The following is a 22,171-nucleotide window of genomic DNA, read 5'->3' as shown; positions in this document are numbered from 1 at the left end:
CCGCGGCCTCAAGCGCCCGGCGGCGATGCGCTCGAGCCCGGCACGGTCGCACCCGGCGCAGCCGGGCCCTGCGCCGGAGGCGCCACGGTTGCCATCGGCAGGGTGGCCAGGTGCCGCAGCGCCTGGTTCACCGGATGGCGCTGCAGGAAGGCCTCGCGCCAGGCCTCGGGCAGGCGCTCGGCGCAGGCGTCCACCCAGGCCAGGCCGTCCTGCGCCAGGGCTGTGGCGCGCGCGGCCTGCCCTCCACAGTGCAGCGCCCAGGCCGGACCCGCCCAGCGCTCGGCCCGGTACAGGCCGTTGGGTTCGATGCCCGGATCGGTGGCCAGGGCTTCCTCGGCGGCGGCCAGGGTTTCGGCGGGTGCGCCGCCGAGGCCGAACAGCGGCGCCATCGCCGCCAGGCGCAGGCGTGCGGCCAGGACCACGCCCGATAGGCCCAGGGCCAGCGCCTCTTCTGCCACCTGGACCAACTCGGCGACGGCCTCGCCGAGGTCGAGCGCGCCGGCGCGCTCGATGCGCAGGGTCAGCCTCAGCTCGGGCCAGCCGGGCCGCGGTGCCAGCGCCAGCGCGGCGTCGAACTCGCGGCGGGCGCCTTGCTGCAAGGCCAGCCGGAGCCGGCCCGTGAGCAGGCCGTGCCGCGCCCGCAGCCGCGGCGGCAGCGCCGCGGCATCGCAGCGCGCCAGCGCCTGCTGCGCACGGGCCGCCTGCGCCAGGTCGAGCAGCACCTGGGCGCGGTGCATGTGCACCACGGGCAGCCAGGCCGGGCCGGCGGCGCTGATCAGGCGCTCGGCGGTGTCGCACCACTGCAGCGCGGCCGGGTAGTCGCCGGCCGCCCGCTCGGCCTGCGCCTGCAGCGCGGCCACGAAGCCGGCGCTGGCGCCGCGCAGCTCGTAGCCGGCCACCACCTGCTGGGCCAGCGTCAGTTGGGCGCGGGCCCCGGCCACATCGCCCACCTGCAGGCGGCTGACGGCCAGGTTGGCGCGCGCGGTGGCCATGAAGCTCTGGTCGCCCATGGCTCGGGTGGCGTCGATCACGCGCAGGTGGTAGGCCTCGGCCTCGTGCGCATGGCCCAGGTTGTCGAGCACGGCGGCCAGGTTGCCCAGGAACTCGGCCGCGGTGTCGCTGCCGACGTGGGCGTCGACCCAGGGTTCGGCGGCGCGCAGTTGCGGCAGCGCCTCGTCGAAGCGCCCGGCCATCGCCAGCGCGGTGCCCAGCCGCTGCGAGATGGAGGCGCACAGCTCGGCGTCGTCGACCTCGCCGCAGCAGGCCAGGGCCCGGCGGCCGGCCTCGATGGCCCCGTCCCAGTCGGCCAGCGTCGTCAGGTACCAGGCGCGGTGGCCGGCGGCACGGGCGCGCTGGTGCGGGCTGGTGGACAGTCCGTCGAGCCGGTCGAGCAGCGGCAGGCCGGCGGCGTCGCGGATGGTGTTCATGTGCGCTTCGGCGGCCTGCGCGATCAGCTCGAAGGCCTCGTCGCCCCGGCCGGCCGCCTCGGCGATGTCGGCGCCGCGCAGCAGGAACGCCACCCGTTCGGGTTCGCGCAGCGCGGCGTGGGCGCGCTGGGCGGCCGCGCGCAGGCCGGGCAGGGCGCGTTCGCGCTGGCCGGCCGCTTCCCAGTGCGCGGCGATGCGTGCGGGCTCGCCCTGGTGCTGCTCCAGCCAGCCCGCCACCTGGCCGTGGGCATGGCGGGCCAGCACCTCGGGGATGCCGGCCAGCACGGCCTCGTGCATCAGGTCGTGGCCGAAGGCCGTGCCGCGCAGCACCTGCCGCGATTCCAGCTCGGCCCAGGGGTCGGCCAGCTCGAGCGCGCCCTGGCGCAGCACCTGCTCGGCCAGGTCGATCGAGAAGTCGACCCCGGCGATCGCCGCCACGCGCGCCAGCAGCAGGGCGCGCGGCGACAGCTCGGACAGCGCGCTGTCGATCAGCTGGCCCACGTTGCGCGGGCGCGGCAGGTCGCCGCTGTCCAGCGCGTGGCCTTCGGTCCAGGCCAGCTTGAGCGTCTCGAGCGCAAACAGCGGGTTGCCGCCGCTGCGGGCGCGCAGCAGGGCGGCCAGGCGCCGGCCCTGCACGCCGGGCAGCTGCAGCGAATCGACCATTTCGGCCAGTGCCGCATCGTCCAGCGGCGCCAGCGCCAGCGTTTCCCACGGCGCTGCGGTGCCCAGCGCGGCCAGCAGGCTCGCGCAGGGCGTGCCCTCGGCCGGCGGTCGCAAGGCCATCAGCCACGCGCCCGGGCCGGCGGCGGCCACCAACTCCGGCAGCAACTGCAGCGTGGCATCGTCGGCGAAGTGCAGGTCGTCCAGCACGATGCCGCCCAGGCCTGCCAGTGCGTCACGCGCCACCGTCGACAGGGCGGCGACCATCGTGTCGCGGCGCACGGTCACCGGCTCCGGCTGCGCCGGCACCAGTTCGGGCAGCACCGGCGCCAGGTGCCCGGCGGGCACCGAGGCCAGCGCCTGCGGCCGCAGCGCCTGCAAGGCCCGCAGCGCACGGCCCAGCGTCGCGTAAGGCACCAGGGCATCGCCGGGCCGGCCGGCGGCCATCCAGGGCGGATTTGACGCCGCTGCGGCGGCCTGCAGTAGCCGCGACTTGCCCAGCCCGGCCTCGCCCAGCACCAGCGCGCGGCCGCCATCAGACAGCACGCGCTGCAGACGTGCGAGCTCGGCGCCGCGCCCCACCAGCCGAGGCGGGCGCATCAGCGCGGCCGGCAGCGTTCGGCGCGCGGCGCCGCCCGGGGCTGCTTCGCGCGCAGCGGCCTCGATGGTGGCCAGCAGCGCCAGGGTCTCGGGCGAGGGTCGCGCGCCCAGGTCGTGCTTCAGGCGCTGCTCGCAGTCGTCGAAGGCCTTCAGCGCGCCGGCGCGGTCGCCGCCCAGGTAGAGCAGGCGCATCAGGCGCTGGTGCGCGTCCTCGCGCAGCGGGTCGAGGGCGATCAGCTCGCGGGCCAGCGGCAGCGCCGCGGGCAGGTCGGCCGCCTGCTCCAGCGCGTCGATGCGCTGCAGCAGCCGCGAGCGCGCCAGCTCGCGGCGGCGAGCGCGCTCGTCGTCCAGCCACTGGGCCAGCTCGGTGCCGGCCGGCAGTTGCAGGTTGCCCAGCAGCGTGGTGGCCTCGTCCAGGTCGTGCGCCACGCCGGGCGCCAGAGACAGCTGCCGCGTGCCGGCGACGGGGTCTTCGCCGAATTGCTTGCGCAGCCGGAACAGGCGCTGGCGCAGGGCGGTGCGTGCGGCGTCGGCGGGGCTGTCGGGCCACAGCAGGCTGGCCAGGCGATCGCGCCCGGTGGGCCCGCACACCGCCAGCCAGCCGAGCAGCAGCGCGTCGACCGTGCCCAGCGGCTGGGCCACGCCATGGCCGGCGACCACCTGGGGGTCGCCGCTCAGGTGCAGTGCGAGCGTCGGCGGGGGCATCGGCGCGGCGAGCATAACCGCCGCATCCTACGCACCGCCAACGGCGCGCGCGTCGCTCCGACTGTCGACGCCTTGCGGGGCGAGCGCGGTGAGCGCCTGCCAGCGCTCACCGTCATGGCCCGGCCTACTTGTAGAGCAGCTGCGGCAGCCAGAGTCCGATGGCCGGAAACTGGTAGAGCAGGATGATCGCGATCACCTGGATGCCCATGAAGGGCAGCATGCCGGCGAAGATCTGGTTCAGCGTCACGTGCGGCGGGCTCACGCCCTTCAGGTAGAACGCCGCCATCGCCACCGGCGGGCTGAGGAAGGCGGTCTGCAGGTTCAGCGCCACCAGCAGGCCGAAGAACAGCGGGTCGACACCGAAGTTGTCCAGCAGCGGGATGAAGATGGGCATGAAGATGACGATGATCTCGGTCCATTCCAGCGGCCAGCCGAGGATGAAGATGATCACCTGGCTCAGCACCAGGAACTGCGTCTTCGACAGGTTCATCGACATGACCCAGTTCTCGACCAGTTCCTGCCCGCCCAGCAGCGCAAACGCCGCCGAGAAGATGGCCGAGCCCACGAACAGCCAGCACACCATCGCACTGGTCTTGGCGGTGAGGAACACCGACTCCTTCAGCACCAGCACCGTGAACTGCCGGTAGGCCACGGCCAGGATGAAGCCGCCCAGCGCGCCGACCGCTGCCGCCTCGGTGGGCGTGGCCAGGCCCATGACGATGGAGCCCAGCACCGACAGGATCAGCACCAGCAGCGGGAAGAAGCTCGACAGCAGCATCTTGAAGATCTCGAGCCGCTGGAAGCTGAGCAGCGCGTAGTAGCCGACCATGGCCAGCGCGCCGACGCCCACGCCGATCCACCAGCCGCGCGTGGCCGGTGTGCGTTCGGTCGACGGCGGCGGGCTGGCTGCCGCGCCGGGTTCCTGCACGCCACCGGCGCTGGCCGACGCGGGCGCCTCGGCGCCGGGAGGCTCCTTGACGCCCTCGTCGGTGCCGGGCGGCGGCTTCAGGTCGCCAGAGGCGGACGGCGGCTCGGACAAGGCGCCCTTGTTGTCGCTGGGCGGCTCGGCCAGCGCGCCCTTGTCCTCGCTCGGCGGTTCGGCGAGGCCGCCCTGGCCGGCGCTGGGGGGCTCGGCCAGGCCGCTCTTCTCGCTGGTCGACGCATCCGGCTCGGTGCCGGGCGGCGCCTGCAGGCCGCTGCCCGAGGCGTCGGCGGCCGCGGTGGCGGTGGCCTGGCGGCTGGCCATGATGGCGTCGGCGTCGGGCGGGGCGGTGTTGGACCGCCAGCTCATCAGCGTGACCAGCAGGAACAGGATCAGCGGGATCAGCGCGACGGCGAGCTGCTGCAGGATGTAGCCGGTGGGCACGTCCGCATTGCGCTTGCCCTTCAGCGCCACCAGCAGCGCCGGCAGGGCGGTGTTGGACACGGCCGTCGAGATGCGCTCGGTCAATGGCGGCAGCGGCACGAAGCGATCTTCGGCCGACAGCGGCGGCATCAGGTGCGGCTTGAGCTTGGCCAGGATGATCACGTAGACCACGTACAGGCCGGCCAGCATGATCCCGGGGAAGAATGCTCCGGCGTACAACTGCACCACTGACACGCCAGCGGTGGCGCCGTAGACGATCAGCATCACGCTCGGCGGGATCAGGATGCCCAGGCAGCCGCCGGCCGTGATGGCGCCGGCCGAGACGCGCACGTCGTAGCCGCCGCGCAGCATCTGCGGCAGCGCCAGCAGGCCCATCAGCGTGACCACTGCGCCGACGATGCCGGTGGCGGTGGCGAACACCGCGCAGGTGAACAGCGTGGCCACGGCCAGCGAGCCGGGCACCCGCGCCATCGCCAGGTGCAGGCTCTTGAAGAGCTTCTCGATCAGGTTGGCCCGCTCGACCAGGTAACCCATGAAGACGAACAGCGGGATCGAGATGAGCACGTCGTTGCCCATCACCTTGAACGCCGACTGCACCATCAGCGTGAGCGTCTTGGACGTGTCCCGCTCGTAGGCCAGCCAGGTGAAGATCATGCCCATGCCCATCAGCGTGAACGCCGTGGGAAAGCCCAGCATGATGGCCACCACCACCAGCGCCAGCATCATCAGCCCGAGGTGGCCGGTGGTGAGCTTGGGTGCCAGCAGCAGCATCAGCGCCGTGCCGGCGATGATGAGCGCCATCAGGATGAAGCCGAACCAGAGTTCCTTGCGGATCTTCATGTCGACCCCTTCGGCGGCGTCACGTACTTGTCGAGTCCGTAGATGTCCTCGTCCTTCACGTGCACCATGGCCTTGAGCTTGTCGAGGTCGACCTCTTCCACGTCCTGCTCGCGCGACGGCCATTCACCGTCACGGATGCACTGCACGCAGCGCACGATCTCGACGATGCCCTGCAGCAGCAGCATGCCGCCGGCCAGCGGGATGCCGAACTTGAACGGGTACACCGGCAGCGGCGTGGCCGAGAAGGTGCTTTCGCGGATGGCGGCCGATTCGCTGGCGAAGTTCCAGCCGGCCCAGGTGAGGGCGAACACCCCCGGCAGGAAGAACAGGAAGTACAGGATGAGGTCGAGCGTGGCCTGCGTGCGCGGCATGAAGAAGCCGTAAAGCACGTCGCCGCGCACATGGCCGTTCTTGCTCAGCGTGTAGGCGCCGGCCATCATGAACAGCGTGCCGTACATCATGATCTGGGCGTCCAGCGCCCAGTCGTGCGGGTTGTTCAGCACGTAGCGGGAGAACACCTCCCAGCTGATCATCAGCGTCAGTGCGACGATGAGCCAGGCGAACAGCTGCCCCAGCCATGTCGACACCCGGTCCACCAGCAGCAGCAGGCGTTGCATCGCGGCGTCCTTGTCGGTTTGTTGGGTTCGATCGAAAAAAGGGCCACCGGCCTCGGGGGAGGCGGTGGCCCGCGCAGGGCTCGGCGGATCAGGCCTTCTTGCCGGACCGGAAGTAGTGGTTCCAGGCCATCTTGAAGTCGACGGTGTAGTCGTTCTGCCACTGGCCGGCGCGCTCGGCGTAGGCCTTCTGCGATTCGAGCACCCTCTTGAACAGTGCGTTCTCGCCAGCCTTGGCGTTGATCACCTTGTCCCAGGCCGCCAACTGCGCGCGCAGGATGGCGTCGGGCGTCTTGTAGAAGTTGATCTTGGCCTTCTTCAGCTCGATGTAGTCCTGGCTGTTGCGCTGGATGGCCTTCCAGCTCATGTCGGCGCTGGAGGCCTGCACCGCGTAGTCGATGATGGACTTCAGCTCGGCCGGCAGGCCGTCGTACTTGCCCTTGTTGAAGAGGATCTCGAACTGCTCGCCGCTCTGGTGGAAGCTCTGCAGCATGCAGTTCTTCACCACGTCGGGGAAGCCCAGCAGGCGGTCGCTGGAGGCATTGTTGAACTCGGCCGCGTCGATCAGGCCGCGGTCGAGGGCGGGCACGATCTCGCCGCCGGGCAGCGGGTTCACGGCGGTGCCCAGTTCCTTGAACACGTCGACCGCCAGGCCCACGGTGCGGAACTTCAGGCCCTTCATGTCCTCGACCTTGGCCACCGGCTTCTTGAACCAGCCCAGCGGTTGCGTCGGCATGGGGCCGTAGAGGTACGACACCACGTCCATGTTCAGGCTCTTGTAGATCTCGTCGAGCAGCGCCTTGCCGCCGCCGTAGTAGTGCCAGGACAGCACCATGTTGGGGTCCATGCCATAGGCCGGGCCCGAGCCCCACAGCGCCAGCGCGGTGTTCTTGCCGTAGTGGTAGGCGACGACACCGTGGCCGCCGTCGAGCGTGCCCTTGTTCACCGCGTCGAGCAGTTGGAAGGCCGGCACCACCGAACCCGCGGGCAGCACCTCGATCTTCAGGCGCCCGCCGGCCATGTCGTTGACCTTCTTGGCGAAGTCGGAGGCGTACTCGTGGAAGATGTCCTTGGACGGCCAGGTGCTCTGGAAGCGCAAGGCCACGGTCTGGGCCCGTGACACCGCCGGAACGGCCAAGGCGCCGGCGGCAGCGGTGCCTGCCGCGGCCCGCTGGAGAAAACGACGGCGCGGCGCGCCAGACTTGTCTTGCTCGGACATGGGGGTCTCCAGGTTCGTCGATGGTTGTCCGCGACCTCCACAGGCCGGGGATGCGCAACTATCGAAACCCGCCCGGCCTTTGGCAATGGGGCGATCCCTGCCATGGTCCCTGTCAAGACCCTGCCCGGTCATCGTTCTGCGGGCTGGTGTATGGCCTCCACCTGCACCGTCAGGCGAACCATGTCGCCGACGAAGGGCAGGCTGTGGGTGATGCCGAAGGCACTGCGTGGGAAGGTGGCTTCGAAGTCGCCGCCGCACACCTCGCGCCGGAACAGCGGGCTGGTGTAGCAGCGGAAGCGGCGCGCCGTCAACGTCAGGGCTTCGCCGTGGCCGCGCAGGAAGAATTCGCCGCGCACCGCGGTGACCGCGCCCTGGGCGTCGAAGCTGAAACCCTCGGCGACGAAACTGGCCTGCGGATGGGTCGCGGTCGAGAGCATGTCGGGCTCGCGCAGCCGGGCATCGAACACCGGCAGCCCGGTGCTGACGGCGGCGGTGTCGATGAGCACCTGGACCCGGCCTCGGCGCGCGCCGGGGTCGAGCATCACCTCACCGCTGAGCGGGCCGAAGCGGCCGCGGATCGTCGACGCCTCGAAGTGCAGCACCTCGAAGGTGGCGAAGCTGTGGCTCGGGTCGAGCGTGTAGTGGCGGGGCTGCGCGGCTGCGCCGATGCAGACCCCGCATGCAATCGTGCAGGCGGCCGCCGCGAGGCGGTGACCGCCCTTCGGCATCACTGCTTGGCGGCCTCGACCTGGATGACCAGGCGCACGTTGTCGGGGATGCCGGGCAAGCCGTAGGTCATGCCCCACTGGCTGCGCTGGATCGTGGTCTCGAAGTCGCCGCCACAGACCTCGCGCTTGAGCATCGGGTTCTGGTAGCAGTTGAACTGCTTCGACTTGAGCGTGACCGGCAGGGTCTTGCCCAGCAGCGTGAGCTGGCCCGCGACCTCGGTGACCTTGTCGCCGTCGAAGGTGAGCTTGTCGCCGACGAACTTGATGGTCGGGAATTCGGTGGCGTTGAAGAAGTCCTTGCTCTGCAGGTGCTTGTTGAACGGTTCCACACCGGTGTTGATCGAGCCGGCCTCGATGGTGATGTCGACCTTGCCGGACTTGCCCGCGCGGTCGAACTGCACCGTGCCTTCCTTCTTGTCGAAGCGGCCACGGTTGGTGGAGGTGCCGAAGTGGGTGGCCTCGAAGGTGACGAAGGTGTGCGTCGGGTCGATGGCGTAGGTGGCGCTCTGGGCCTGGGCGCCGAGGGCGGCGGCGGCAAGGGCGGTGGCAAGGAGACAGCTGCGGATCATGGAGGGCCTTTTGGGTTGCAGTGGGTGGAGGAAACGATTGAATCGAAACGGAGGATGCCGGCAGGGGTGCGCGCGGAACGACAGCGGCCGCGTCAGCCGCGGCCGGGCCGCATGCGGTCCATCAGGCCGTCGCGGTCGATGAACTGGTGCTTGATCGCGGCGGCCACGTGGCCGATGACGAGCACGGCCATCAGCATGGCCAGGCGCTCGTGCCAGGGCTTGAGCGCTTCGGCCAGCGCCTTGTCCACGGGCACGAAGTCGGGCAGCGGCAGCACGCCGAACCAGACGATCGGGAAGCCGGCCGCCGAACTGTAGGCCCAGCCGACCAGCGGCACGGCGAAGAACAGCCCATACAGCGCCAGGTGGGTGGCGTGCGCCACGGTGGCCTGCCAGGCCGGCATCGGCACGTCGGGTGGCGGCTTGTGCGTCAGGCGCCACAGCAGGCGCAGCGCCGACAGGGCCAGGATCGTGACGCCGGCCCACTTGTGATAGTTGTAGAGCTTCAGCCGCGTGGGCGTCATCGGCAGCTCGTGCATGTACACGCCGAGGCTGAAGGATCCGACGATCATCAGCGCCAGCAACCAGTGCAGGCCGATGGCCAGGCCGCTGTAACGCGTGGTGGGGGTGGTCGAGGCGGCGGACGTCATGGGGCGGAGTGTGCCGCCCTCGGGAGCCTGCGGGTTCAGCGGGGTTGTCGGGGCGCTTCAGTCGAATTGAACGCTGGCCAGGTCGGCGTCGCCGAGCCAGAGCCCGGCTGAGAGCGCCGCCAGCGTGTCGTGGCGCGCCGGCGGCAGCAGGCGGTGCCGCAGCGCGAAGTCCAGCGTCGCCAGCGAGGCATCCACCGTCATGCCCGTGCCGGCTGCGTGGGCCAGGGCCTCGTCCAGTGTCAGGCACATCAGCTCGGCGACCTCGCCGTCCTGGTTGCAGGGGCGCAATCCGGCGGGCAGGGCCAGGTCGTAGACGCTGAGCCATTCGATCTGCAAGCCTTCCGGGATGTCGCGCGCCACGCGCACCACCCGGCCGGGGCGGATGCCGCGCATCTGGGTCGGCATCAGCCCGGCCTCCTCCCAGCCTTCGCGCACCACCGCCTGGGCGGGGCTCTGGCCGTGGGGCACGCCGCCGCCGATCAGGTTGTCGAGCAGGCCGGGGTCGGTGGGCTTGCTGAAGGAACGGCGGGCGATCCACAGCCGCTGCGGGCGGCCGTCGGCGCCGACGACACAGCCATTGCAGTGCGCGCCGAAGGTGATCGTGCCCCAGAAGCGCGAGGCCGCGCGCTCGAAGGTGGCCAGCAGTTCCTGTGTGGCCAGGGCCAGCACCGGGTAGGTTTCGTCGCGCCAGCCGACGACCAGCCCGTCCGCGTGCAGCGCGGCATTGGCCTGCGCGAAGAACGCGTTGCGTTCGCCGGTGGCCACGGTGAGTGTGACGCCGGAGTCGTCGACGCGCAGGGCCTCGGGCCAGCGCGCCAGCGCGCCGAGGTGGGCACTGGCGATCGAGCCGGCCTCGAGCGATCGCCGCCCGTGTGGTCCGTCGTCGAGTACGCGGAACGGCACGCGGGGCACCTCGCGCCGGGTGGCCTCGGCAATGGCATGCCAGGGCGGCGTGGCGCTCAACGGATCACCCGGTGCGACGGCATGGCACGGGCCGCAGCGGCTGCGGTGCGCGCCGGTCAGGCCGCCTGGCGCGCCGCGGCCGGCTGGCGCCACTGCGCCATCAGCCGCTCCCACTTGAGCCGCGCAGCGGCCAGGTGCCGAGCCTTGACGTGGCCGAAGCCGCGGATCTCCTCGGGCAGGCGCGCGATCTCGGCGGCGGCGGCCAGGTTGCAGGCCGACAGCGTGCGCAGCAGTTCCTCGATGCAGGCGCGGTATTCGCCGATCAGCGCACGCTCGGTGCGGCGCTCCTCGGTGCGACCGAAGACGTCGAAGGCACCGCCGCGCAGGCCCTTCAGGCGCGCCAGCAGGCCGAAGGCACTGCGCATCCACGGGCCGTAGGGGCGCTTGACCAGTTCGCCCTTGTCGTTGGTCTTGGCGAACAGCGGCGGCGCCAGGTGGTGCACCAGCTTGAAGTCGCCCTCGAACATGCCCTCGATCTTCTGCGTGAAGGCCGGGTCGGTGTGCAGGCGGGCCACCTCGTACTCGTCCTTGTAGGCCATCAGCTTGAACAGGTAGCGCGCCACCGCCTCGGTGAGCGCGTGGCCCTTGCCCAGCGGCGCTTCAGCGGCGCGCACGCGCTCGACGAAGGCCTGGTACTGCGCCGCGTAGGCGCTGTCCTGGTAGCCGGTGAGGAAGTCCACGCGCCTGGCGATCGTCTCGTCGAGCGAGGGCTTCTTGACGAACTCGATCACCTGCGCGGCCTGGAACAGCGCCGTCACCGACGCCAGGTCGTGCGCGCAGCGCCGGCCCCACTCGAAGGCGGCCTTGTTGTTCTCGACCTGCGTGCCGTTGAGTTCGATCGCGCGCAGCAGCGCCGCCTGGCCCAGCGGCACCCGGCCCTGCTGCCAGGCGTAGCCCAGCAGCAGCGGGTTGGCGTAGATCGAGTCACCCAGCAGTTGCACGGCCACCTGCTCGGCATCGACCAGGCCGAGCCGGCCGGCGCCCACCGCCGCGGCCAGCGCAGCCTCGCAGCCGCCCACCGGGAACTGCCAGTTCGGGTTGGTGACGAAGGCGGCGGTGGGCGTGGCGTGCGAGTTCATGGCCACGTAGGTGCGGCCCTCGCGCATCAGCGACAGCGTGGCCTTGCCGGCCGCGACGATCGAGTCGCAGGCGATGATCAGGTCGGCCTTGGCGGTGTCGACCTTGGTGGTGAAGATGGCCTCGGGCCGGTTGGCGATCTGGATGTGGCTCCAGGTGGCGCCGCCCTTCTGCGCCAGTCCGGCCGAATCCTGCGTGACCACGCCCTTGCCTTCGAGGTGAGCGGCCATGCCCAGCAACTGGCCGATGGTGATGACGCCGGTGCCGCCGACGCCGGCCACGACGATGCCGAAGGCCTCTTCGGCCAGCGGCAGCGACGGCTGCGGGATCGCCGGCAGGCTGAACGGATCGGCCTTGGCGCGCTCCTTCTTCGGCTTCTTCAGCTGCCCGCCTTCGACGGTGACGAAGCTCGGGCAGAAGCCCTTGGTGCAGGAGTAATCCTTGTTGCAGCTGTTCTGGTTGATGCGGCGCTTGCGGCCGAACTCGGTCTCGAGCGGCTCCACCGACAGGCAGTTGCTCTGCACCGAGCAGTCGCCGCAGCCTTCGCACACCAGCTCGTTGATGACCACGCGCTTGGCCGGGTCGACCATCTTGCCGCGCTTGCGGCGGCGGCGCTTTTCGGTGGCGCAGGTCTGGTCGTAGATCAGGATGGTGCAACCGGGCAGTTCGCGCAGTTCGCGCTGCACGGTGTCGAGCTCGTCGCGGTGTCGCACCGTCACGCCCGGCGCCAGCCCGACGCGGGCGTTGTACTTGTCAGGGTCGTCGGTGACGATGACGATGGCCTTGGCGCCCTCGGCCTCGAGCTCGCGCGTCATCTGTGGCACGGTCAGGATGCCGTCCACCGGCTGGCCACCGGTCATCGCCACCGCGTCGTTGTAGAGGATCTTGTAGGTCACGTTCACACCGGCGGCGATGCTCTGCCGCACTGCCAGCGAGCCCGAGTGGTAGTAGGTGCCGTCGCCCAGGTTGGCGAACATGTGCGGCCGCTTGCTGAACGGCGCCTGGCCGACCCAGGGCACGCCTTCGCCGCCCATCTGCGTGAAGCCGATGGTGGCGCGGTCCATCCAGGTGGCCATGAAGTGGCAGCCGATGCCGGCCATCGCGCGCGAACCCTCGGGCACCTTGGTGCTGGTGTTGTGCGGGCAGCCGCTGCAGAACCAGGGGGCGCGGTCGGCACCGCCGGTGGTGCTGGCGGCCAGGGCCTGTTCCTTGGCCTCGATCACCGAGATGCGCTCGTCCATGCGCGCGAAGATGTCCTGCGGCACGCCGAGCTTCTTCAGCCGCTTGGCGATGGCCTGGCCGATGAGCGCGGGGGTGAGGTCGGCGTTGGCGCGCAGCAGCCAGTTGCCGCTGGGGTTGGGCTGGCTCCACTCGCCGCCGGTGCCGCTGCCCTCGGGCTCGTCGAACTTGCCCAGCACGTGCGGGCGCACGTCGGGGCGCCAGTTGTACAGCTCTTCCTTCAACTGGTACTCGATGACCTGGCGCTTTTCCTCGACGACCAGGATCTCCTGCAGGCCCTGCGCGAAGTCGCGCGTGATGGTGGCCTCCAGCGGCCACACCACGTTGACCTTGTGCAGCCGGATGCCCAGGCGCCGGCAGGTGTCGTCATCCAGGCCCAGGTCGGCCAGCGCCTGGCGGGTGTCGTTGAAGGCCTTGCCGCTGGCGATGATGCCGAAGCGGTCGTTCGGGCCGGAGATGACGTTGTGGTTGAGCTTGTTGGCGCGCACATAGGCCAGCGCGGCGTACCACTTGAAGTCGAACAGCCGCGCCTCCTGCACCAGCGCATGGTCGGGCCAGCGGATGTGCACGCCGCCGGGCGGCATCGCGAAATCGGTCGGCAGCACGATCTGCACCCGGTCGGGCGAGACGTCGATGCTGGCGGCCGACTCGACCACCTCCTGGATGGTCTTCATCGAGGTCCACACGCCCGAGAAGCGGCTCATCGCGAAGGCGTGCAGGCCGAGGTCGAGGATGTCCTGCGCGCTGCTCGGGAAGAACACCGGCAGCCCGCAGGCCTTGAAGATGTGGTCGCTCTGGTGCGCGGCGGTGCTGCTCTTGGCCACGTGGTCGTCGCCGGCCAGCGCGATGACGCCGCCGTGCGGCGAGGTGCCGGCCAGGTTGGCGTGCTTGAACACGTCGGAGCAGCGGTCCACCCCCGGTCCCTTGCCGTACCAGAGGCCGAAGACGCCGTCGTACTTGCGGTTGGCGGCATCGAACTCGATCTGCTGGGTGCCCCACACCGCGGTGGCGGCCAGTTCCTCGTTGACGCCGGGCTGGAACACCACGTGATGCGCCGCCAGGTGCTTCTTGGCCGACCACAGTGCCTGGTCGTAACCGCCCAGCGGCGAGCCGCGGTAGCCGCTGACGAAGCCGGCGGTGTTGAGCCCGGCCGCCGCATCGCGCACGCGCTGCAGCATCGGCAGGCGCACCAGCGCCTGGATGCCACTCATGAAGGCGCGGCCACTGTCGAGGGCGTACTTGTCGTCCAGCGTGACGCTTTCGAGGGCCTTTCGGATCGATTCGGGCAGCGGTGCGTTCATGGCGTCGAAGGCTCCAGTCGGGATGCGCCAGTGTAGGAAAACAGGCCTGTGAAGTCTTTTCTTTCTATGCCGTTGTGGGGATACTGCGCGCAAGATCCTTGCTCAGATCATGGCCACCAAGACCAGAACATCTCCCGCCAAGCCGGATTCAGGGAAAACGCGAAGTCTGTCGACCGAGCCCTTGGCCGACGACCACGGCCCCGCGCTCGACCGCTATGACGTGGCCATCCTGGACGAACTGCAGCGCGATGCGCGGCTGTCCAACGCCGAGTTGTCCAGCCGCATCGGGCTGTCCGCGGCGCCCACCTGGCGCCGCGTGAAGTGGCTCGAGGCGCAGGGCTACATCACCGGCTACCGCGCCGAGATCGACCGCCGCAAGATCGGCCTGGGCGTGCTGGCTTTCGTGCGGGTGGACGCCGAACGCAACAACGCCGAGGCGACGCAGGTGTTGGAAGACCTGATCCGGGCCCTGCCCGAGGTGGTGTCCTGCCACTACATCAGCGGCGCCGGTACCTTCGAGCTGCAGGTGCTGGTGACCGACCTCGACGCCTACTCGCGCTGGGCCATGGACACGCTGTTCAAGCTGCCCAACGTCAAGGACATCCACACCAGCTTCTCGCTGGGCGACGTGAAGGCCAGTGCGGCGCTGCCGCTGGGGCACCTGCGCCAGGGCCTGGCCGGCGACCGGCGGCGCTGATGGCCCGACGCCGCGTCGCGACACGACCCGCTCCTAGAATCCGGGACATCGCCACCGGAAGCGCGCTGTCATGGGCTTGATCCTGCTGGAAGCGCTGGGCGCGCTGCTGATCCTGGTCCTGATCGTCTGGTGGACGATGTTCTCGGGCCGCCGCGGCGGCGACCGGCGCGACGAGGACGACACGCCGCGCTGAGCAGCGCGGGCCTGCCGGCGGGCTGGCTCAATCCGGCAGGAAGAAGCTGCGCGGCCGCGTCCACAGGCGCTGGCGCACGGCCAGGTACAGCCTTCGCCGATCGCTCAGCGTGATGCCCCGTGAGCGCAAGGCCACCTTCAGCGCCAGCCAGAAGCTCACACCCAGGTTGAGCGCCCCGGTGACCCCCAGCCCGGCCACGCACCACCAGAACGCCGGCTGCAGCACGGTCTGCCAGCCCAGCGCGCCCACCGCGGCGGCCAGTTGCCCGGTGGACAGCGTGACGTGGCGCACATCGAGCGGCAGACCGACGAAGGCCGCCAATGCCGGCACGATGCCCAGCAGCAGGCCCAGCGACACATTGGCCGCGACGCCGGAGATGTTGTGCCGCCACCAGGCCGACCAACGGGCGGCCCGCGGCGCTCCCAGGCGCGCAACGAACGCCGGGTGATGGGCCACGGCGCTGTCGAGCCGGTGGTAGACGAACCAGTTTTCCACCCAGCCCGCGATCAGGCTGCTGGCGAACAGCAGCACGCCGGTGAATGCGGCATAGAAGGCCGTCGGACCGAGCAGGGTGATGGCGTGCAGCACATGCTCGGCCTCGGCCGGGCCGATGAGCGGCCGGCCGGCCACCCACCAGGCCAGCGCCTGCACGGCCAGCACCACCGGGATCACGGCCGCCAGGTTGCCGACGATGCCGGCCATCTGCGAGCGCACCAGGTGCGCCACCTCGTCGACGAAGCCTTCCACCGCGGCGGCGTCGGTCACGTCCTGCAGCTTCTCGGCCATGGCCGGCGCCGTCATCGCCGGTTGCTTGGTGGCCACCGTCCAGTGCAGCAACTGGATGACCAGGAAGCTCAACGCATAGTTCAGCCCGGCACCAAAGCCGGCCCAGAACGGCGCCAGCCCGAGCGCCAGCACGGCGAACTTGGCGAAGGTGGTGCCGGCGATCACGACCCCGCCCCCGGCGGCGGTGCGCAGCATGTGGCGGTACTCGGCGCGGGTGCGGGTGATGTAGTGCTCACCGGTTTCGGCGTGCCGCTCGGCCACCTTGCGCGCCAGCATCGAGTACTGGCGGGCCAGCAGCGCGCGCACGCTGCGCCGATCGCGCGCCAGCGCCACCAGGTCGGACAGCAGGTGCGCCAGTTCTCGCTGCGGCGTGTCGGACATGAGCACGTCGATCACGGCCTCGAGGCGCTCGGTGCGGGCCCGCAACTGCTCGAGCTCGAACACGATGTGCACCGAGATGCCATGGTCGTCGAGGTGGGACGTCACGCTGTCGGTGGCCGCGCGGCAGCGCGACAGCAGTGCGCGCAGGTAGCTGGCATGCTGGCGGGCGTCGACCGGGGTGCCGGAGACCAGGCTGTCGGCCAGGGCTTCACCCGCACGCACCAGTTGCTCGAACGGCCGGTCGGCCAGCAGCGCCGCGTCCATGCGGCGGCGCAGTGGCGCGGCGAAGGCGGCCGAGCGGATCGCGCTGACCAGCCAGGTCATGGCCTGCAGCAGCGGTTGGCGTCCGTCGGCGTCGTGCGCGGTGGCGAGCAGCTTGGCCAGGCGCGACAGGGTTTCGTCGTCGATGGCGCGCAGCCAGGCGGCATCGCCGTCTTCGGTGAACAGCAGTTGGAACAGCGCCGCCAGGTCGTCGGTGTCCGGCGTGGCCGGCAGGAAGCGCAGCCTCAGGCGCTCGCCCAGTTCGCCCCACAGGTCGCGCCGCGCGGTGAAGCCGAAATCGGCAAAAAGCGCGGCCAGGTCGGTTTCGCGCCAGAAGCGCGCCAGCAGCGCCGCGATGCGTTCGCGCGGCTCGTCGTAGCGCTCCAGGGCGTTCAGCAGCAGCCTCAGGCGCAACACCGGCCGCGGCGTGGCGTCTTCGTCGGTGCCGTTCTCGCCGTGGCGCAGCCACTGCACCAGACGTACCAGCCAGAGGTGCCTCTCGGGGCGGCTGGCCCGCGGATCAGCGGCGTTCAGCAGCGCCGACAGGTCCCAGGCGGCGCGGTCGCTCAATGCAGTGCGGCCGTGTCGGCCAGGGCGAACTCGTGCACCGGGGCCTCGAACCAGCGGGCCGCTTCGGTGATGCAATAGAAGGAGCCGTGCATCGAGCCCTGCGGCGTGGCGATCTGGGCCCAGCTGGTGTACTCGAACTCTTCGCCGGGCTTGAGCAGCGGCTGATGGCCGACCACGCCCAGACCGCGCACCTCTTGCACATGGCCGCGGTGGTCGGTGATGAGCCAGTGCCGGGCGACCAGCTGCGCGGCCTCGTCGCCCGAATTGCGGATGCTCACCGTGTAGGTGTAGCCGTACTGCTGCTGTGCCGGATCGGTCTGTTCGGGCAGGGGCTTGACAACGACCGAGCAGGTGAATTGCGGGTGGGCCATGCGGCGCATTCTAGGAAGGCTGCGAAAATTGCGTGCAACAGAGTACCCGAACGCCCATGCCCAGCCCCTATCGCATTGCCCCCAGCATCCTCTCGGCGGATTTCGCCGCCCTCGGCCAGGAGGTGCGCGACGTGGTGGCCGCCGGCGCCGACTGGATCCATTTCGACGTGATGGACAACCATTACGTGCCCAACCTCACCTTCGGCCCGATGGTCTGCGAAGCCCTGCGCAAGCACGCCGTGCGGGCCGACGGCGGCCAGGTGCCGATCGACGTGCACCTGATGGTGCAGCCGGTCGATGCGCTTGCCCTGGCCTTCGCCAAGGCCGGGGCTGACCTGATCAGCTTCCATCCCGACGCCAGCGCGCACGTGGACCGCACGCTGCAACTGATCAAGGGCGCCGGCTGCCAGGCCGGGCTGGTGTTCAACCCGGCAGCCCCCATCGACGTGCTCGAGTGGGTGATCGACAGGGTCGACCTGGTGCTGGTGATGAGCGTCAACCCCGGCTTCGGTGGCCAGAGCTTCATCGACAGCGCGCTGCGAAAGATCGGCCAATTGCGCAAGCTGATCGACGCCAGCGGCCGCGATATCCGGCTCGAGGTGGATGGGGGCATCAAGATCGACAACATCCGTCGCGTGGCCGACGCCGGCGCCGACACCTTCGTGGCCGGCAGCGCGATCTTCGGCCAGAAAGACTACCGCGCCGTCATCGACGCGATGCGCACCGAACTGGCGCGTTGAGCTGTCACCCCGTCGCCTGCCAGGCGGCCCACCTGCCCCGGAGCCGAGAGAACCGATGACCGACATCCTCCCCAACCTGGGCCCATTGCCCGCCCTGGCCGGCCTGCAGGCCGCGATCGTCGACCTCGACGGCACCATGGTCGACACGGTCGGCGACTTCGAGGTGGCGCTCAATGCAATGCTGGCCGACCTGGGCAGACCGCCCATCGGCCGCGACTTCATCGAGCGCACGGTCGGCAAGGGCTCCGAGCACCTGATCCGCAGCACGCTGGCGCAGGTGGACGCCGACGCCTCGCTGTACGAGCCCGCCTGGCTGCGCTACCAGTTCCACTACCAGGCCATCAATGGCCGGTATTCGACCGTGTTCCCCGGCGTGCCCGAGGGCCTGCAGGCGCTGGTGGCCGCGGGGCTGAAGCTGGCCTGCCTGACCAACAAGCCCACCGCCTTCGCCCGCCCGCTGCTGGTGGCCAAGGGCCTGGACCGCTACTTCGCCTGCGTCTTCGGTGGCGATGCCTTCGAGCGCAAGAAGCCCGACCCGTTGCCGCTGCTGCGCACCTGCGAGGCGCTGGGCAGCTTGCCGGCGCGCACGCTGATGATCGGCGATTCGCGCAACGACGCGCAGGCGGCGCACGCGGCCGGCTGCCCGGTGGTGCTGGTGAGCTACGGCTACAACCACGGCGAGCCGGTGCGCGAGGTGCCTGCGCTGGCGTGGATCGACCGCATCGACGACCTGCGCGGCCTGGGGCTTCCGGCGGCTGCCGCAGGCAAAGCGCGCTGCTAGACTTGCTGCCATGTGCATGGCGCTGAATCAGATCAAGGGGCTGGAGACCCACCGGTCGGCCGCCCGGGGAGCCTGGCCCTGGCGACGCGGCACCGCGTCCGTCTGATTTGCCGTCGGCCGCCGGGCCGTTGTCTTCGTCGATGACCTGATCCGGTTCGCGCCCCTCGGTTTCCTGGGCCTCTGCGCCACCGCAGTCCGCCCGCACCGACACCCACCGTCGCGCCAGCCGCCCCACGGGCGCCGAGCGAGACCGCCGAGAAGGACACCGTCCCGTGATCACCGAACTCGAATTCAAGAGCCTGGCCGCCCAGGGTTTCAACCGCATCCCGCTGCTCAGCGAGGCCTTTGCCGACCTCGAGACGCCGCTGTCGCTCTACCTGAAGCTGGCCGGCGGCGCCAAGCACAGCTTCCTGCTCGAATCCGTCGTCGGCGGCGAGCGTTTCGGCCGCTACTCGTTCATCGGACTGCCGGCGCACACGCTGCTGCGGGCCACCGGCGGGGTCACCGAGGTGGTCACCGACGACCAGGTCGTCGAGCGGCACGAGGGCAATCCGCTCGACTTCATCGAGGCCTACCAGTCGCGTTTCAAGGTGGCGCTGCGGCCCGGGCTGCCGCGCTTCTGCGGTGGGCTGGCCGGCTATTTCGGCTACGACGCGGTACGCTACATGGAGCCCAAACTGGCCAAGACGGTGAAGACCGGCGGGCTGGACACGCCCGACATCCAACTGCTGCAGACCGAGGAACTGGCCGTCATCGACAACCTGTCGGGGCGCCTGTACCTGATCGTCTATGCCGATCCGTCGCAGCCCGAGGCATTCTTCAAGGCCAAGCGCCGCCTCACCGAACTGGGCGACAAGCTGCGCTACTCGGTCACCGCCCCGCCGGTGCGACGCGGCACCTCGTACCCGGTGGAGCGCGAGTTCGCCAAGGCTGACTACCTGGCGGCGGTCGAGCACAGCAAGGAACTGATCGCCGCCGGCGACATGATGCAGGTGCAGATCGGCCAGCGCCTGAAGAAGCGCTATACCGAAAGCCCGTTGAGCCTCTATCGCGCGCTGCGGTCGCTGAACCCGTCGCCCTACATGTACTTCTACGACATGGGCGATTTCCAGATCGTCGGCGCGTCGCCCGAGATCCTGGTGCGCCACGAGCGCACGCCCGAAGGCGACAAGATCACCATCCGCCCGCTGGCGGGCACGCGCCCGCGCGCCACGTCGCCCGAGGCCGACAAGGCCACCGAGGCCGAGTTGCTGGCCGACCCCAAGGAGCGCGCCGAGCACCTGATGCTGATCGACCTGGCGCGCAACGACATCGGCCGCATCGCCAAGACCGGCTCGGTCAAGGTGACCGAGGCTTTCGTGGTCGAGCGCTACTCGCACGTGATGCACATCGTCAGCAACGTCGAAGGCCTGCTGCAGGATGGCATGAGCAACATGGACGTGCTGCGCGCCACCTTCCCGGCCGGCACCCTGACCGGTGCGCCGAAGATCCGCGCGATGGAGGTCATCGACGAACTCGAACCGGTCAAGCGCGGCATCTACGGCGGCGCCTGCGGCTACCTCAGCTTTGCCGGCGACATGGACGTGGCCATCGCCATCCGCACCGGCATCGTCCAGGGCAACATGCTGTACGTGCAGGCCGCGGCCGGCGTGGTGGCCGACTCGGTGCCCGAGATGGAGTGGAGGGAGACCGAGCACAAGGCGCGGGCGCTGATCCGAGCCGCCGAGCTGGTCGAAGAAGGCTTCTGAAGGGGACGACCATGCTGCTGATGATCGACAACTACGACTCCTTCACCTACAACCTGGTGCAGTACTTCGGCGAACTGGGGCAGGACGTCAAGGTGGTGCGCAACGACGAGATCACGGTCGACGAGATCGCGGCGCTGAAGCCCGACCACCTGGTGCTCTCGCCCGGCCCGTGCTCGCCTGCCGAGGCCGGCGTGTGCGTGCCGGCGATCCAGGGCCTGATCGGCAGGATGCCGATCCTGGGCGTGTGCCTGGGGCACCAGAGCATCGGCGCGGCGCTCGGCGGCCGCATCGTGCGCGCGCAGCGCCAGATGCACGGCAAGTCGAGCACGCTCACCACCGACCAGCAGGGCGTGTACCTCGGCCTGCCGCGCGAGTTCAGCGTCGTGCGCTACCACTCGCTGGTGATCGACCGCGCCACCTGCCCGGCCTCGCTGGTGGTCACGTCCACGTCCGAAGATGGCGAGATCATGGGCGTGCGCCACCGCGAACTCGCCGGCACGGCCACGCCGCTCGAGGGCGTGCAGTTCCACCCCGAGTCCATCCTGTCCGAACATGGTCATGCCATGCTGCGCAACTTCCTGAGCCTGGGGGGCCACGCATGACGGCAAGCACGGTGTCCTACGGCGGCGCTGCCGACGCGTCCGCCGCCGCCGGCGTCCCGGTGGTGGCCGATCTGCGCAGCGACACGGTCACCCGCCCGACCGCGGCGATGCGCGCTGCCATCGCGGCCGCGCCGGTGGGCGACGACGTGTTCGGCGACGACCCGAGCATCAACGCGCTGCAGGAGCGCATCGCCGCGCTGCTGGGCAAGGAGGCGGCCCTGTTCATGCCCAGCGGCACGCAGAGCAACCTGTGCGCGCTGCTGGCGCATTGCGGGCGCGGCGACGAGTACATCGTCGGCCAGATGGCCCACACCTACCGCTACGAGGGCGGCGGCGCCGCGGTGCTGGGCAGCATCCAGCCCCAGCCGGTGCCCAACCAGCCCGACGGCACGCTGCTGCTGGCCGACATCGACGCGGCGATCAAGCCCGACGATCCGCACTTTGCCCGCACGCGCCTGCTGTGCCTGGAGAACACCTGGAACGGCAACGTGCTGCCGGCGGACTATGTCGAGGCGGCCACGGCCCAGGCGCGGCGCCGCGGCCTGGCCACGCACCTCGATGGCGCCCGCCTGTTCAACGCGGCGGTGGCCAGCGGTCTGCCGGCGGCTCGGCTGGCGGGCCCCTTCGACAGCGTCTCGGTGTGCTTCAGCAAGGGGCTGGGCGCACCGGTCGGCTCGGCCCTGTGCGGCCCGCGCGAGCTCATCGCCCGGGCCCACCGCATCCGCAAGATGGCCGGCGGCGGCATGCGGCAGGCGGGCCTGTTGGCGGCGGCCGCGCTGCATGCGCTCGATCACCATGTCGACCGACTGGCCGTCGACCATGCGCTGGCGCGCCGGCTCGCCGAGGGCTTTGCCGGCATCCCCGGCCTTCAGCTCACCCCGCCGCAGACGAACATCGTCTTCGTCACGGTCGCCGACGGCCGCGGGCCGGCGCTGCTGGCCCACCTGAAATCGCGCGGCGTGCTCGCCACCGGCCTGATCGGCCTGCGCTTCGTCACCCACCTGGACGTGGACGCCGCCGGCATCGACCATGCCATCGCAGCCACCCGCGAGTTTTTCGGCACCTGACGCGGCACCTCACCGCCCC

18 protein-coding genes are annotated in these 22,171 nt (G+C 70.4%); 7 read left to right on the top strand and 11 right to left on the bottom strand.

Features of this window, described 5'->3' with window-relative positions; all coding sequences use genetic code 11:
* Nucleotides 1-8: 8 nt before the first annotated feature.
* The 9 genes from EOINJALH_RS15265 to EOINJALH_RS15225 form a co-directional block, all read right to left on the bottom strand.
* The gene (locus EOINJALH_RS15265; RefSeq protein WP_088281504.1) at nucleotides 9-3,407 is read right to left on the bottom strand and encodes an AAA family ATPase; all 3,399 of its coding nucleotides are present in this window, start codon (nucleotides 3,405-3,407) and stop codon (nucleotides 9-11) included.
* A gap of 109 nt (nucleotides 3,408-3,516) precedes the next feature.
* Complete coding sequence (locus EOINJALH_RS15260) at nucleotides 3,517-5,598, bottom strand: TRAP transporter large permease subunit (protein WP_088281502.1); 2,082 nt, start codon at nucleotides 5,596-5,598, stop codon at nucleotides 3,517-3,519.
* A complete protein-coding gene (locus EOINJALH_RS15255; RefSeq protein ID WP_088281500.1) occupies nucleotides 5,595-6,215 on the bottom strand; it encodes a TRAP transporter small permease subunit in 621 nt (206 codons plus the stop codon). The genes EOINJALH_RS15260 and EOINJALH_RS15255 overlap by 4 nt, the downstream gene beginning before the upstream one ends.
* 88 nt (nucleotides 6,216-6,303) lie before the next feature.
* Complete coding sequence (locus EOINJALH_RS15250) at nucleotides 6,304-7,431, bottom strand: TRAP transporter substrate-binding protein (protein ID WP_088281498.1); 1,128 nt, start codon at nucleotides 7,429-7,431, stop codon at nucleotides 6,304-6,306.
* A gap of 128 nt (nucleotides 7,432-7,559) precedes the next feature.
* A complete protein-coding gene (locus EOINJALH_RS15245) occupies nucleotides 7,560-8,159 on the bottom strand; it encodes a YceI family protein (protein WP_088281496.1) in 600 nt (199 codons plus the stop codon).
* Nucleotides 8,159-8,725 (bottom strand): YceI family protein, encoded by a 567-nt coding sequence (locus EOINJALH_RS15240; protein WP_088281537.1) that lies wholly within the window; start codon nucleotides 8,723-8,725, stop codon nucleotides 8,159-8,161. Before EOINJALH_RS15240 ends, EOINJALH_RS15245 begins: the two co-directional genes overlap by 1 nt.
* Before the next feature lie 95 nt (nucleotides 8,726-8,820).
* Nucleotides 8,821-9,375: a cytochrome b gene (locus EOINJALH_RS15235; RefSeq protein WP_088281494.1), complete on the bottom strand. Its 555-nt coding sequence runs from the start codon at nucleotides 9,373-9,375 to the stop codon at nucleotides 8,821-8,823.
* A gap of 57 nt (nucleotides 9,376-9,432) precedes the next feature.
* On the bottom strand, nucleotides 9,433-10,338 hold the full coding sequence (locus EOINJALH_RS15230; protein WP_088281535.1) for an NUDIX hydrolase family protein: 906 nt from the start codon (nucleotides 10,336-10,338) through the stop codon (nucleotides 9,433-9,435).
* A 56-nt stretch (nucleotides 10,339-10,394) separates the two neighbouring features.
* Nucleotides 10,395-13,955, bottom strand: coding sequence for an indolepyruvate ferredoxin oxidoreductase family protein (locus tag EOINJALH_RS15225; protein ID WP_088281492.1), 3,561 nt, complete (start codon nucleotides 13,953-13,955; stop codon nucleotides 10,395-10,397).
* Nucleotides 13,956-14,064: 109 nt separating this feature from the next.
* Here EOINJALH_RS15225 and EOINJALH_RS15220 point away from each other — a divergent pair, with 109 nt between their 5' ends.
* The gene (locus EOINJALH_RS15220) at nucleotides 14,065-14,652 is read left to right on the top strand and encodes an Lrp/AsnC family transcriptional regulator (protein ID WP_088281490.1); all 588 of its coding nucleotides are present in this window, start codon (nucleotides 14,065-14,067) and stop codon (nucleotides 14,650-14,652) included.
* A gap of 70 nt (nucleotides 14,653-14,722) precedes the next feature.
* Nucleotides 14,723-14,845, top strand: coding sequence for a hypothetical protein (locus EOINJALH_RS33175; RefSeq protein WP_255407125.1), 123 nt, complete (start codon nucleotides 14,723-14,725; stop codon nucleotides 14,843-14,845).
* A gap of 27 nt (nucleotides 14,846-14,872) precedes the next feature.
* On the opposite strand, the gene EOINJALH_RS15215 is transcribed toward EOINJALH_RS33175, so the two are convergent.
* Both EOINJALH_RS15215 and apaG read right to left on the bottom strand, forming a co-directional pair.
* On the bottom strand, nucleotides 14,873-16,843 hold the full coding sequence (locus EOINJALH_RS15215) for a site-specific recombinase (protein WP_088281488.1): 1,971 nt from the start codon (nucleotides 16,841-16,843) through the stop codon (nucleotides 14,873-14,875).
* Nucleotides 16,840-17,214, bottom strand: a complete 375-nt coding sequence (apaG, locus tag EOINJALH_RS15210; RefSeq protein WP_310732310.1) for a Co2+/Mg2+ efflux protein ApaG — start codon at nucleotides 17,212-17,214, stop codon at nucleotides 16,840-16,842. The genes EOINJALH_RS15215 and apaG overlap by 4 nt, the downstream gene beginning before the upstream one ends.
* Before the next feature lie 56 nt (nucleotides 17,215-17,270).
* Between apaG and rpe the strand changes: the two genes are divergently transcribed.
* From rpe to ltaE, 5 genes are all read left to right on the top strand, one after another.
* Nucleotides 17,271-17,954 carry a ribulose-phosphate 3-epimerase gene (gene rpe, locus EOINJALH_RS15205; protein ID WP_088281484.1) on the top strand — a complete coding sequence of 228 codons (684 nt, stop codon included), beginning with the start codon at nucleotides 17,271-17,273 and terminating at the stop codon, nucleotides 17,952-17,954.
* Nucleotides 17,955-18,009: 55 nt separating this feature from the next.
* Nucleotides 18,010-18,735, top strand: coding sequence for a phosphoglycolate phosphatase (gene gph / locus EOINJALH_RS15200; protein ID WP_199873386.1), 726 nt, complete (start codon nucleotides 18,010-18,012; stop codon nucleotides 18,733-18,735).
* Between the two features lie 272 nt (nucleotides 18,736-19,007).
* On the top strand, nucleotides 19,008-20,483 hold the full coding sequence (trpE, locus tag EOINJALH_RS15195; RefSeq protein WP_088281482.1) for an anthranilate synthase component I: 1,476 nt from the start codon (nucleotides 19,008-19,010) through the stop codon (nucleotides 20,481-20,483).
* Nucleotides 20,484-20,494: 11 nt separating this feature from the next.
* Nucleotides 20,495-21,085 carry an aminodeoxychorismate/anthranilate synthase component II gene (locus tag EOINJALH_RS15190; RefSeq protein ID WP_088281480.1) on the top strand — a complete coding sequence of 197 codons (591 nt, stop codon included), beginning with the start codon at nucleotides 20,495-20,497 and terminating at the stop codon, nucleotides 21,083-21,085.
* Nucleotides 21,082-22,152: a low-specificity L-threonine aldolase gene (gene ltaE, locus EOINJALH_RS15185; protein ID WP_088281478.1), complete on the top strand. Its 1,071-nt coding sequence runs from the start codon at nucleotides 21,082-21,084 to the stop codon at nucleotides 22,150-22,152. Before EOINJALH_RS15190 ends, ltaE begins: the two co-directional genes overlap by 4 nt.
* Nucleotides 22,153-22,171: the final 19 nt, after the last annotated feature.

Origin of the sequence: Ideonella sp. A 288, assembly GCF_002198735.1 — a bacterium.
In the GTDB taxonomy this organism is placed as follows: domain Bacteria; phylum Pseudomonadota; class Gammaproteobacteria; order Burkholderiales; family Burkholderiaceae_C; genus Pseudaquabacterium.
Note: the sequence above shows the minus strand (reverse complement) of the source record. Positions and strands in the feature narration are given on the sequence as shown.